This is a genomic window from Nitrospiria bacterium, from assembly GCA_036397255.1.
In the GTDB taxonomy this organism is placed as follows: Bacteria; Nitrospirota; Nitrospiria; order DASWJH01; family DASWJH01; genus DASWJH01.
In genome coordinates this window covers 1-12,423 of the sequence record DASWJH010000085.1, presented here as the reverse complement: position 1 = coordinate 12,423, position 12,423 = coordinate 1, and the positions used below count along the sequence as shown (strand labels likewise).

General features: G+C 43.9%; 12 protein-coding genes. 1 reads left to right on the top strand and 11 read right to left on the bottom strand.

From position 1 onward, the window contains the following. Window positions 1-384: 384 nt before the first annotated feature. The 7 genes from VGB26_11455 to VGB26_11425 form a co-directional block, all read right to left on the bottom strand. The gene (locus VGB26_11455; protein HEX9758393.1) at window positions 385-1,209 is read right to left on the bottom strand and encodes a 3'(2'),5'-bisphosphate nucleotidase CysQ; all 825 of its coding nucleotides are present in this window, start codon (window positions 1,207-1,209) and stop codon (window positions 385-387) included. Between the two features lie 646 nt (window positions 1,210-1,855). Beyond that, the gene (locus VGB26_11450; protein HEX9758392.1) at window positions 1,856-2,317 is read right to left on the bottom strand and encodes a hypothetical protein; all 462 of its coding nucleotides are present in this window, start codon (window positions 2,315-2,317) and stop codon (window positions 1,856-1,858) included. A 12-nt stretch (window positions 2,318-2,329) separates the two neighbouring features. Further along, on the bottom strand, window positions 2,330-2,443 hold the full coding sequence (locus VGB26_11445; GenBank protein ID HEX9758391.1) for a P-loop NTPase: 114 nt from the start codon (window positions 2,441-2,443) through the stop codon (window positions 2,330-2,332). Further along, window positions 2,440-3,201, bottom strand: coding sequence for a GGDEF domain-containing protein (locus VGB26_11440; GenBank protein ID HEX9758390.1), 762 nt, complete (start codon window positions 3,199-3,201; stop codon window positions 2,440-2,442). The genes VGB26_11445 and VGB26_11440 overlap by 4 nt, the downstream gene beginning before the upstream one ends. A gap of 235 nt (window positions 3,202-3,436) precedes the next feature. Then, complete coding sequence (gene pgl / locus VGB26_11435) at window positions 3,437-4,201, bottom strand: 6-phosphogluconolactonase (GenBank protein HEX9758389.1); 765 nt, start codon at window positions 4,199-4,201, stop codon at window positions 3,437-3,439. 2 nt (window positions 4,202-4,203) lie between these two features. After that, entirely contained in the window at window positions 4,204-5,751 is a 1,548-nt protein-coding gene (gene zwf, locus VGB26_11430; GenBank protein ID HEX9758388.1) for a glucose-6-phosphate dehydrogenase, read from the bottom strand. Window positions 5,752-5,755: 4 nt separating this feature from the next. After that, the gene (locus tag VGB26_11425; GenBank protein ID HEX9758387.1) at window positions 5,756-6,391 is read right to left on the bottom strand and encodes an NAD(P)-binding domain-containing protein; all 636 of its coding nucleotides are present in this window, start codon (window positions 6,389-6,391) and stop codon (window positions 5,756-5,758) included. Window positions 6,392-6,678: 287 nt separating this feature from the next. On the opposite strand from VGB26_11425, the gene VGB26_11420 reads away from it, so the two are divergent. Then, window positions 6,679-7,503, top strand: a complete 825-nt coding sequence (locus VGB26_11420) for an HAD-IIB family hydrolase (GenBank protein HEX9758386.1) — start codon at window positions 6,679-6,681, stop codon at window positions 7,501-7,503. A 108-nt stretch (window positions 7,504-7,611) separates the two neighbouring features. Here VGB26_11420 and VGB26_11415 read toward each other — a convergent pair whose 3' ends face one another. The 4 genes from VGB26_11415 to VGB26_11400 all read right to left on the bottom strand — a co-directional run bounded on the left by VGB26_11415 (window position 7,612) and on the right by VGB26_11400 (window position 12,179). Beyond that, a complete protein-coding gene (locus VGB26_11415) occupies window positions 7,612-8,286 on the bottom strand; it encodes a flagellar motor protein MotB (GenBank protein ID HEX9758385.1) in 675 nt (224 codons plus the stop codon). 51 nt (window positions 8,287-8,337) lie between these two features. After that, entirely contained in the window at window positions 8,338-9,903 is a 1,566-nt protein-coding gene (locus VGB26_11410) for a trehalose-6-phosphate synthase (protein ID HEX9758384.1), read from the bottom strand. A gap of 241 nt (window positions 9,904-10,144) precedes the next feature. Then, window positions 10,145-11,659: an OmpA family protein gene (locus VGB26_11405; protein HEX9758383.1), complete on the bottom strand. Its 1,515-nt coding sequence runs from the start codon at window positions 11,657-11,659 to the stop codon at window positions 10,145-10,147. Between the two features lie 106 nt (window positions 11,660-11,765). Next, on the bottom strand, window positions 11,766-12,179 hold the full coding sequence (locus tag VGB26_11400; protein ID HEX9758382.1) for a hypothetical protein: 414 nt from the start codon (window positions 12,177-12,179) through the stop codon (window positions 11,766-11,768). Window positions 12,180-12,423: the final 244 nt, after the last annotated feature.

Genomic DNA, 12,423 nt, shown 5'->3' with positions numbered 1-12,423 from the left:
ATCAAATACATCTGCTCTTGTGCATACGGCCGAAAATGATAGCCCATAACAGCCCTCCATCGGTTGATTATGAAGCTCTATTTTACAGAAAAGCAGCATGACCGCAAAGTGAAAAATAGGGGTTTGTCGGACAGGCTCTATAGGGGTACCTATAATGAAGAGGCCCAATTCTTGTGGAAAAAAAAGTGGATAAACTCAAATCAGTAAATTTCCATTAAAATCAAAAAATGACAAAACCATATATCTTTTTGATTTTAAATAGAAATATTATGATTAAAATTTAGGCAAATACCAATTGGTCTACTCTAGATTTGAGTTTTTCAGGAATTTTTTAATCTTTTCCACATTTTTATCCACAGTTTTAGTGAAAAAAAATGTAAAAACTTAAGGATATAATTGGCGTGCAATTGGAGAAAGGGTTTGGATGATTTGATCATGAATGACCCCATTGGAGGCCACAAGTCCTTTTTTATTTTTTAATTGTGTGGTCCCATACCCCACGGGTGCTCCAAATAAATCCGTAAATTTTCCCCCCGATCCTCTCATGATTGCTTCTGGCGCACATGAGTCCCAAGAGCTGGTAAAAGGACCCGGTTCTATATACAGATCCGCCTGGCCATTGGCGATTAAAGCGACTTTAAGGCCAACGCTTCCGCATTGAATTTCTTGTTGAATTTCAAGCTTCTTCTGAATTTTCTCCATATTCGGATGGCGGTGAGAACGGGAAACGGCAATTCGTAAACGATCCTCCCCCTGTGAGGGTGAAATAGCCAGGGGCCTTTTTATTCCTTTTTCTTCAACCCAGGCTTCCTTATCCGCAACTCCGCCAAAGAGCAAATCCTGGTCAGGGCGGAAAACAATTCCAAAACGTGAACTCCCCCGAATGGCCAACCCTATCATGACTGAGAATTCTCCATTTTTGGCGATAAATTCTTTGGTCCCATCCAATGGATCAACATACCAAATCCGCTCCTGTGGCTTTGGGGAAAGACCCTGAGGGCTTTCTTCAGCCACAATCCCGTCCTGCGGGAACTCTTGTTTAAGGCCCTTCACAATCAATTCATTGGCCTGTTTATCGGCATCGGTCACAGGATCTCCTTTTCCTTTTAATTGAACTGAAAACCCCGTGGAATAAATTTGCATAATAACCTTGCCTGCCTCGCGAGCCAATTGCTGGGCAATTCGAATTTCATTAGAAAATTGATTCATTCCGGGTTTCCCTCAATTCCCCATTCCATTTCAGATCATCCTCCTTCTTTTTTTAATTTCAAATTCAATAAAGACCAGGTCAGGATATCCAGGAAGGAGATCCCTGTCAATGATATATTCCAAAACCCAGTCTGCCATTAAAAAGATGAAACAAACAAAAAAACCGCCCCCAGATAGGGTTTTATTATAAAATTCCAGTGGTAAACCATAATGGGATTTGAATTGAGGGAAGAAATTTAAATTAGCGTAAAACCCGCCGCCATATAATAAAAAGAGAGAAAATTATGAGGGGCCTTTTTTTATAGGTTTTCCCGTTGGGAAGGGTTCCCGCAACCATTTCCTAAAAAATAGTATCCGCGGAAAATAGGTCAGATCGTTATTTCTAATATTTTTTTCCAAGGTTTTAAAAGGGAATCACTTATTGAGGGTGGGTCGCTAGGGTTTGAGCTCCCGAAACCCGTGGCGATGCTTCCAGTAACTGGGCAATCTTCACAATGCATTTGGAGGCGGGGGTCTTAGGAAAAGAGGTTAATAATAATTCCCTTCGGTAAATGGATTTTTCAACCAGGGCATCCGATAAAATGCTTCCCAAGTAAACCAAAGAAACCGGCCGTCCCAGCTCCTCCTTTAAAAACCGATCAACTGCTTATTGTAAATTATTTGAAACCCACTGTCCACTTGCTTCATCCTGAACTTGGTTGGCGACGAGATAAAAAGAGGACCGGTTTTGAAGTGAAGCGAGCACCTTAATAGTAGCGTAGGCATCGGTTAAAGAAGTGGGAGCGGGTGTGGCAACAATCAACGTTTCCTCTGCTAACGATGCCCTATGAAGAACCACTTCCGAAATACCTGCCCCGATATCCAGGAAAAGATAATCATATTTTAGGCAGAGGTCCGAGACCACCTCCAATAACCCCTCCTGGAGATCTTGGGTCAAATGGGTATATTCTTTCTTACCGGATGCAGCGGGAAGAATATGTAAACCCTGGGGTCCTGCTAGTATCACATCATCCAAGTTTCGGTTCTTCATGATCACATCATGGAGAGTGGCCTTGGGATTTAAATTAAGAATAATATCAAGGTTGGCAAGACCTAAGTCCGCATCCAATATGAGGACCCGCTATCCGGCCTGTACCAGTGCACAAGCCAAATTAGCAGTAATGACGGTTTTTCCACCCCCCCCTTTTCCACTGGCAATCGCAATGGTTCTGCCTTTTCTGGATGGTTTGGTCATGGCTTCTTCTTCACCCCCCCCGGTTGATCCCATAAAACCGCCTTTTCCTGTCGGGTTACGGACATGGATGGGGATACATCGGAGCAAATACAATTTCGGCCCCTTGCTTTGGCTTGATATAGCTGCATATCCGCTTTTTTTATTAAATCTTTCCCTTTATTGGGAATATGGGGGGAAAGAAAGGATATTCCTACGCTAACGGTAACCTGAATCGGGGAATGGTCCTCCGTGCAAATGAGTTCCTTTTGAATTTTAGTCCTGATCCGCTCGGCAATCATCTCAGCCGCATCAGAGGAAGTGTTTGGCAAAATAACGGAAAACTCCTCTCCGCCATAGCGTGCAGGGGTATCCATGGTCCGGATACTCGAACGGATGTGATTCGCCACGGTTTGCAAAACGTGGTCCCCAGTCAAGTGTCCATAGGTATCATTAACCCGTTTAAAGTGATCCAAATCTAAAAGGAGAAGGGATAAAGACTGAGAGGTCCGAATGGCCCGTTCGCATTCCCTCTCTAAAGCAGCCCGAAAATGTTTTGGGGTGACCAGCCCCGTTAAACCATCATGAAGCGATAAATCACAAAGGGTGGTAATGACCTGCTGTAGAAGTTCTTTTTGGTTACGAGTTCCTTTTGTGGGATCGGGATAACCCGCTTGTTTAATCAGACGCAATGCCCTCTTTAAATCAATATCGGAAGAAATCTCTTTTTTTTTGAGGATCTTTAAAAAATTTTCTAAAAAACTTATTAACCGGTTTTTCATCCAACCACACCCATTTAAGAAAAATGTTGGTGTTTATCTTAAAAAGAAGCAATCAGAGCTCATTCCTAAAAATATCATTATTTGACCCTATGTCAATGAAAGTAAACTCAAATAAATTAGCCAATTGATGGAATTTTAAATTATTTAAAAATTCAACCCAACTATCCTTTTGAAAGACTTGTTTGATTCTTTTACCAAAGGGAAGACCATTTTCGATCAAGAGAGGATTTAAGGGTTACCTTTTTGAGGAATGGGTCATTTGAGAGGCAGAGGCTTTGTCCAAAAAAAAGAACAATTGACCCTGGGAGGGTTGGACTCGTGTATAAGGCAGGGCTGAAGAACCTGAGGAATGGGACGTTAAATTCTTCAGGACCGGAGCTTTTTCCATCCCAGCGGCTAGAAATAAAATTTGGGAAGCGTGATTGAAAACGGGAAAAGTTAGAGTAAGGCGCGGAATTTCTAATTTTTCAGAATTCACCCCACACACCCATCGTTTGTTTTCTTCCAAAACCCCCTCCCCCGGAAACAGAGAAGCGGTATGACCATCGGACCCGATCCCAAGAAGCATTAAATCAAAACGGGGCCAATCCCAAGGGGGAGGATCAAAAAAATGGCGGAGGTGGGTCTCATACTGGTGAGCCGCATAATGGGGATCCGGTTCCTCCCCAGCTATAGGGTGAAAATTCTCCGGAGGGATGGGAATTTTGGAAATCAATGAGTCCCGGGCCATCCCAAAGTTACTTCGTGGATCATCCGGTGGAACGCATCGTTCATCTCCCCAAAATAGATGGAGGCGGTTCCATGGAATTTCATTTTTAAAGGGGTCTCTGGAAAGATATTGATAGAGCTTCTCCGGGGTAGAACCTCCCGAGAGTCCTAAAGAGACCCTGGGTTTAAACTCCGCCTGCTGAACCAAATAGCGGGTGATATGTTGAGAGGCTTTTAAACTGAGATCCTCAAGATCCTCGCAAATGACCACATTGAATTTTTGACGGTCCAAGGTTAGAGGGACCTCCAAAATCTATCATCTCTTTCTATCAGGTCAAACGCTTCCTGTGGTCCCTGACTTCCGGATTCGTAATTGGGGAAATTTTTTGCGGGATTCTCTTTCCAATAATTTAAAACCGGCATCAACAGGGACCAAGACCATTGCAACCAATCCTGCCGGGCAAAGAGCATTTGGTCCCCGGCAAGGCAATCAACCAGTAACCGCTCATAAGCATCCGGAGACATGGTTTTAAAAGTCCCTTGGTAATTGAAATCCATTTTAACGGTGTCCAAACACAACTTGGGACCCGGGTGTTTGGCTTGAAGGGTAAGAGAAATTCCTTCATTGGGTTGGATGGAAAAAACAAGAATATTGGGCTGAATGTGATCAGGGAGAATAGAACCAAAAAGCAAATGAGGCACCCGTTTAAACTCTACCGCAATTTCCGCTTTCCGCTTACCCAAACTTTTTCCAGAGCGTAGATAAAACCGCACTCCTCGCCACCTCCAATTATCAATATAAATCTTTAGGGCTGAAAAAGTTTCTGTTTGGGACTCGGGATTCACATCCTGCTCATCTCGGTAACCCACCACAGGCTTCCCTTTAATGGTTCCTGGACCATACTGCCCGCGAACAGCCAATTGGTCCATCTGATCTAACGCAAAAGGGCGGATGGCTTTCATCACCTTGACCCTTTCATCCCGCACTGCGTCCGGTTCAAACCGAGAAGGGGGTTCCATTGCGAACAAACAAAGAAGCTGGATTAAATGATTCTGAAACATATCCCGTAAGGCCCCGGCCTGCTCGTAATAGCCCGCCCGGTGTTCAATCCCCACGGTTTCGGCCACCGTAATTTGAACATGGTCAATAAACGCTCGATTCCAAATGGGTTCATAGATGGCATTTGCAAAACGGAAAAATAAAATATTTTGAACTGTTTCCTTGCCGAGATAATGGTCAATTCGGTAAACCTGATTTTCATCAAAAACCTGACCAATTTCCTGATTTAATTTTGACGCAGATTCCAAATCGGTCCCAAAGGGCTTCTCAATCACAATTCGAGCCCATTGGGAAGAATCGGGAGGCCGGTTTAAACCCACTGCCCCCAGGCCCTGAACAATAACCGAGTAAAGATTAGGCGGTGTGGCCAAATAAAATAACCGATTCCCAGGAACCCCGTGCCGTTGGTCCAGCTCGTTTAATCGGTCCTTTAACTTGGAATAATAATGGGCGTCTTTGTAATCTCCTTGAACATAGTAAAAACGGTCTGAAAAGGGTCCCACCGATTCCTGAGGAATTCCGGGAGCAGGCAAAAATTCTTCAAGGGCTTCCCGGACCATCTTTCGAAACGCTTCGTCATCCATGGAACTTCGCCCCACCCCCACCACATACCATCGGTCCGGCAAAGATCGCCCCTGGGTTACGCGAAAAAGGGCGGGGATTAATTTCCGCCTGGTCAGATCACCGGAGGCCCCAAAAATAATCACCCCAAAAGGATCAGGCATGGACTCCTCGTACAATTCCTTTTGACTCGTTACACTGGATACAGTTGCTTCCACCATGGCGTTACCCCTCCTTGATTGCGTGGCCACCAAAGCCTTTTCTCATGGCCCCCAGGAGCTTGTCTGCAAAAGGATCTTCCTCAGGTAAGCGAATACGGCGCTGAAGGGCTTGGGTAATAACCGGGGCTGAAACATTTAAATGGAGATTAAGCTGAAAATCTTTTTTGGCTTTCATAATGGCAAACCCTTCCGCATAAGCCTGCATCATTCCATATTCAATCCCATTATGGACCATCTTTACAAAATGCCCTGCCCCACTAGGGCCTACATGACCCCAGCCCAGTTTTGGGCCAGGGGCTAGGGTTTCGAAAACAGGTCTTAAATGTTCCACGATTTGTTTTTCTCCCCCAACCATCATGCTATAACCTTCCGTCAACCCCCAGATTCCCCCGGTGGTTCCAACATCTAGAAAATGAAGCCCTTTTTCTTTCAACCACTCTCCATGTTTGACCGACTCCCGATAATTGGAATTTCCCCCATCAATAATCATGTCATCGGAGGACAACAACGAAGCCAACTTTAAAATGGTTTCTTCAGTAGGCTTTCCTGAGGGAACCATGACCCATACCACCCGTGGTGGGTTAAGCCCACGGACTAAACTTTCCAAAGAATCAGCCCCTTTAGCCCCAAGACCTTCCATTTTTTGAACAGCGGACTGACTGACATCACTGACAATGACCTCATGCCCCCCTTAGAAGGCGCTGGGCCATGGGTCCCCCCATCTTTCCAAGGCCAATTAAACCTAATTGCATCGTGATCTCCCCCCTTTTTTTCCAGTATAAAAATTTTCAATGCTTAAATGATCGGAGGAAAAAAACCTTCATATCAATAAAATTCATCCCCCGAAATAAAAACTCCCCTTTATTCATTGACTCCCAACCTCACCCCGCTTGTATGGGGTTTTCCCTTCAAGTATAATCTATACTTGTGAAAAGCCCAATTCTGGTTTTTTCTGATTTAGACGGAACCCTGTTGGATCATCGCTCCTATTCTTGGATGGGAGCGGAAACCGCGCTGTCTTTTATCAAAAAGGAAAGTATCCCCCTCATTTTTTGTTCCAGTAAAACGCGATGGGAAATTCTGCCCCTTAGAGAAAAATTAGATAATCATGATCCTTTTATTTCAGAAAACGGTGGGGCGATTTTCATTCCAGAAAATTATTTTCCCTTTTCTTTTGAATATACAAAGAAAGAAAAAGGTTATCAAATCATAGAATTTGGATTTCCCTATTCTGAAATAAAAGAACATTTAAGGAAATTTACCCAGAAATTCCAAATCAATGTAAAGGGATATGCAGATTTATCTTCAGAAGAAATAGCCTTTGAAACCGGCCTTCCCCTTGTGGAAGCAAAACTTGCCAAACAACGGGAATATGACGAACCCTTTCGAATCGAAAACGCCACAGATGACCAGGTCAAAATGTTTTTGGATGAACTTGCCAACGAAGACCTCCAATGGACTAAAGGAGGAAGGTATTATCACCTAACTGGAAAAAGCGATAAAGGCCGTGCAGTAAAAGAACTGATCAGGTTGTTTCGAAAAAAAGAAAAACGGATAATCACAATCGCCCTCGGGGATAACCAAAACGATTTTCCAATGTTTAGTGAGGTCGACTATCCCATCCTGGTCCAAAATTCGGAAGGAACCTATACCCTTCCCCCCAACCACACTCATCTTGAGCTTGCAGAAGGTATGGGCCCGGTGGGGTGGAATCAGGCCATTCTAAAACGGATTGCTCTTTTAAGAAAATAATTCCAATCCAAGAAAAATGTCATTGCTCTCGGACCCCTGTTTACAGAACGAATAAGTCCTGTAAAATGAAAATCCTGAAATCTCCCCTGTCTTCAAGGACAATCTGATCTAACCTGTAATCTCCTTAAAGACAACCAACCGGATCCTCCGATTTTTGGCTCTTCCCTGAGGAGTGTCGTTAGAAGCCACGGGCCTGTATTTGGCATATCCGACGGCGGATAACCGTTTGGGATCCATATTCATTCCATAAATCATATACCTAACCACAGTGGTGGCCCTAACCGTGGAAAGCTCCCAATTAGACTGAAACTTGGATTTTAAATTCTCCCCGATGGGAACGGAATCCGTATGGCCTTCCACTCTTACATGATACCCCGAATATTGATTTAAGGTTTTGACTAAGTTTCCAATGACACTGGTTCCTTTTTTAGTCAGGTCGGCCTGGCCTGACCCGAATAACGCCGCTTCACCTACTTCAATAATGGTCAAATCATTAACTTTTTGAACCAGGGCTTCATTTTTCCGGATCTCTTCTTCAAGATTCTCCCTTAAATTTGTCCGCATCTGCTGCATTTCACTCCGTAAAACGGCTTTTTCCTGATTTGACAAACTTTTGATCTTGTCCAATTCATCGCTGTAATCATTGATCACGCTTTCTAAACGGTTGATTTCTGCTTTTAGATCCTCATTTTCTCCCCGGAGTTCTTTCATTGTTCCGCACCCTCCGAGTGATAACAAACTTCCAGCCAACAATGAATAAAAAATCAGGTTCCTCGTGTTCATCCAACTTTCCTCCTTCATTATCAGATTCCAGCTCATTCTACCAAAAAAACTCTATGGAACCACATGGTCTTTGGATGGAGAAAGAGACACTTTACGAACTCGTCGTTCGGGAATATAATCTTCCACCACCGCAAAATCGCTTAGGTTTTTTTCAATGGCCGCATTTAGAAAAGAATCGACCCACCAGAATATATCAAATTCCCGGATTGAGCGTTGAAGCCTCTTCATTCTCGAACGGCGATCCTCTTGACCCATTTTAAAAGCCTCATAAATTCGGTCAGCCACCGACTCCACATCATGGGGGTTGACCAGAAAAGCGTTTTTCTGTAATTGAGCCGCGGCCCCTGCAAATTCGCTCAAAATTAAAACTCCATTTCCCCCTACATTGGCTGCACAAAATTCCTTGGCCACCATGTTCATTCCGTCCTTTAAGGGAGTCACCAAAGCAATTTCTGCCGCCCGGTAGTAGGCCAGTAATTCTGTAGGGGTTAAGCTCCGAAAAATATAATGAATGGGGACCCACCCGGAGTCTGTAAACTCTCCATTAATCTCGCTCACCAATTGTTCTATGCGGAGCCGTAGGTCATGGTATTCAGGAATATCCGCCCGGCTAGGAATGACCTGTTGAATAAAAACGACTTTCCGGTGCAGCTCAGGAAAGCGGGTCAGGGCATTGCGAAACGCTTCTAATCGATTGGGAATCCCTTTGGTATAATCCAATCGGTCGACCCCAAGAATGATCTGTTTATTTTGAACATTATCTCGAAATTGTTTCTCAAGCTGCCCTACCTCTTGGGAAGCAGCCAAACCGGAGAAATAATTATAATCAATCCCTATTGGAAAAACGCCCAACTGAATTTCCCTTTCCCCGGATTGGGTGTCTCGTCGCACCGATTCGAGAATGGGCTCAGGAAAAGAAAATTTAATGACCTGTCCTTTCCCTTGAACCGCAACATCTTTGATTAAGGTCCTCACACATTGAATAAAGTTCCGGCGATCTCGTAGGGTTTGAAAACCAATTAAATCATATTCGAGCAACCCCCGCAATATCTCAAACCGCCAAGGTAGTTTTAAAAAAATATCCAGGGAAGGGAAGGGGATATGCAGAAAAAATCCAAGTTTGGCATGGTTTCCCATCATTCGAAGCTGTCTGGCAACCTCCATAAAGTGATAATCATGAACCCAGATATAATCATCCATTCCTGCGTTTTTGGTGATAACTTGTGCAAATTTTCGATTGACCTGCTGATAGGTACGCCAAAAATCAGGATTAAAATTACAGTTGCTCTGCAAATCGTGAAAAAGTGGCCAAATCACTTCGTTTGAAAATCCATAGTAAAAGTGATCCCGCTCTTTTTCCGTTAAGGTAACCGGTTTTAGGGTATAACCCCATTGTTTGGCAATACTCTTCAAAGCAGGCTCAAGATCCTTCTCCCCCAAGTCAAGGGTCCCCGGCCATCCCACCCACAATCCCCCTCGATTTCGGAGAACAGGGACCAGGGCATTAATCAAACCCCCTGAGGAAGGTTCGGCATGAATTCGGCCATCGTCCCCCCTAGAAAAAACATAGGGAAGGCGGTTGGAGACCACAAATAACCGATTTCTCGATGATTTCACGAATTTCCTTTTATTTTAATGATGGGTTTGTAGGAGTAAGGAAATAGATTTTTAGAATAGGGATTTTTGAACTTTTTGTCAATGTCACCAATGACCCCGGAAGGGAAATATTCGAAGACCCATCCTAACGATTTTTTGGGTTGCCAATAAAAAGGGGGTTATTTTACGTTTACCGAAAAATAACCCCCTAAAAATTCAGATTTAATTTAAATTTAATTATTTAGGTCATAACCCCTTCTTTTTAGGAAGAGCTGGAAAGGGGTCGAATCACAACATCTATTCTCCGGTTGACAGCCCGCCCTTCTGGGGTTTCGTTTGAGACCAGTGGTTTCTGAGAACCAAATCCAACGGCTTTGACATTCGAGCCAAGAACCGTTTCATTGGCAATCAGGTATTTCCGGACGGCCTCAGCACGTTCTTTTGATAGGGTTTCATTTATGGCTTGAGATCCAGTGCTGTCCGTGTGTCCCTCAATCATCACCAGCGGTTCTTTAAACGTCCGAATGGCTCTTTGAACTTTCGTTAACAGGCTAAAATTATCTGGAAGAATAACGGACTGACCGATAGGAAATTTCATGGCCTTCAAGCGGATTAATAAATCTCCCCCCTGTTTAAAGATTTCCGCTTCTTCAGGCTTAAAATATTGCCTCACCTCTTCATAAAGACGGTTGAACCTTTTATCTGCTTCCAGTCTTGCGATGGCTTCTTTCTCCGTAAGGGTTCTTCCCTCCAGAGCCGACACTTGGTTTTTAAGGGATTCAATTTCACTTTGCTTAATCTGGGAGGTTTCCTGTAATTTTTCCTGCTGCATTTCGGTTTTCTTGGTTAACTCCGAATTTTCTTTTTGAAGCCCGGCAATAGAGTTTTTAATGTTTTTGATTTGAGATTCGAAGCGAAGGTGTCTCATATCTGAACCTTCAAGGGGTCCAGAAACCTCAACCAACATCCCTTCCACCCAGAGTGATATTTCTTCAGGCGTTTTGCTTTTAAGCTCTTGAGCCTCCCGTGTGATTTGTTTAAGCCGGTTAGCATGGAAAAAAGCCAAATTTGCTTTTTCCTGAATTTTTTGTTGATCATACCGGTTTTTGGAAATAAATTCTTCCGCTTCGGTTTCCTTTTTGACCGCATCTTCAAAGGTCAGAGGAACCATTTTTTTGGCTCCCTGGGTTTCCGCATCAGCAATCATTTTCCGAATTTGACCCAACGCATTTTCCTGTATGGCCCTCAATTCTAAATCCCTATATTGTTGAACAATGGCCCCTTGTTGTTTCTTGGCCCAATCTAAATTATTTTTTTCAATTGAAGTGGTCAATCGGATAAACCCCTCTTCAGCCTTCATATATTCTCTTCCAAACTGGGTGGCACGTACCGCCCGGGCATCATCCCGCGCCTGAATGGCGTTGGGTAAAACCATCCGTGCCACTTCGGCAAACTCCTTGGCCTGTACCAATTCGGCCCTTCCTTGGGCAACTTCCTTAAGGATATCCTCAAGCTCCCGCCCCTGATCCCGTGTGGTTTGCGCGCGGGTAAAGGAACCTTCCGCCTTTTCAAACCAGGATGGAGAAAGGGCATCCACCTTTTCCTCACGGGATTGGGTCAAATCTTTTTTTAATTGAGCAATAAGCTGAGATGGATTTTCGGTGGGCGAAATCTTTTCAACGTTTAAAGACGGTCCCGCACATCCTGCCAGCCATAAAGAAAAAACTCCTAAAAACAAGGGAACCCCTAATTTGAATTGTATACAAAACTTGATCATGTTATTTCCTCCCAAAAAAATTCCTTGCATTGAATTCGATCCTTGAAAAAAACTTTCCGGACACTCCCCCTCAGGTCTGTCACCCCCCTAATTCCTGAGAATGTGCTCAAACCCCTCCCATACCGCTTTCACGGGGGGGAGGTTTTTCTCCCTTTTTGGATAAAGATTGAATTTCACCTTTCACTTTTTTAATTTGCCCTTCCATTTTTTCTATTTCCGAAATGAGGGTTTGTGTCGGTTCATCAAAATGATATTCAATGGTTTTGTTTGAAACCTGATCGTAAATCCGGCCTCCAATATCCGCAAATTTTTTCTGGGCTTCTTTATTAAGCCAAAAATGCTGGTATCGTAATTTTCCGATTTTCCCGACCCGGGTCGCCTCCGTTTTGACCGAAGCGGAACTTTTTTTAGCAATTCTTCGGGTCTTGGTGGTGAAGGTGGTGGTCCCCTCCTTAAAAAGGTCCGCCCCCTCTTGCATGGCGAGTTGAAGATCTTTTTTGACGCGCTGCCAAAAACCCATTGAAGAACCCCCCCTTGTTTAAGTTTCCATTTTCCCGGGCCTTTCCCATATCGCGACCCGTTACTGTATATAGATCAAATCATAATGTCAATAAAACCCCCCATCCCAAGAACATATATGGACCCATCCCGTTTCGCAAGGATGTTTTTCAATTGAGGCAAACAAGGAACAGATTGCTTACATATATCCGGCCTGTGAGTGGAAATCTGATTAGTTTCCTGGCCCCGATGGAATCCGCGCACTC

Excerpts from the sequence above, each read along its gene's own strand:
- VGB26_11405 (HEX9758383.1), bottom strand. The coding sequence starts at position 11,659 with ATGATCAAGTTTTGTATACAATTCAAATTAGGGGTTCCCTTGTTTTTA.
- VGB26_11455 (HEX9758393.1), bottom strand. The coding sequence starts at position 1,209 with ATGAATCAATTTTCTAATGAAATTCGAATTGCCCAGCAATTGGCTCGC.
- VGB26_11445 (HEX9758391.1), bottom strand. The coding sequence starts at position 2,443 with ATGACCAAACCATCCAGAAAAGGCAGAACCATTGCGATTGCCAGTGGA.
- VGB26_11440 (HEX9758390.1), bottom strand. The coding sequence starts at position 3,201 with ATGAAAAACCGGTTAATAAGTTTTTTAGAAAATTTTTTAAAGATCCTC.
- zwf (HEX9758388.1), bottom strand. The coding sequence starts at position 5,751 with ATGGTGGAAGCAACTGTATCCAGTGTAACGAGTCAAAAGGAATTGTAC.
- VGB26_11415 (HEX9758385.1), bottom strand. The coding sequence starts at position 8,286 with ATGAACACGAGGAACCTGATTTTTTATTCATTGTTGGCTGGAAGTTTG.
- VGB26_11400 (HEX9758382.1), bottom strand. The coding sequence starts at position 12,179 with ATGGGTTTTTGGCAGCGCGTCAAAAAAGATCTTCAACTCGCCATGCAA.
- VGB26_11425 (HEX9758387.1), bottom strand. The coding sequence starts at position 6,391 with ATGGAAGGTCTTGGGGCTAAAGGGGCTGATTCTTTGGAAAGTTTAGTC.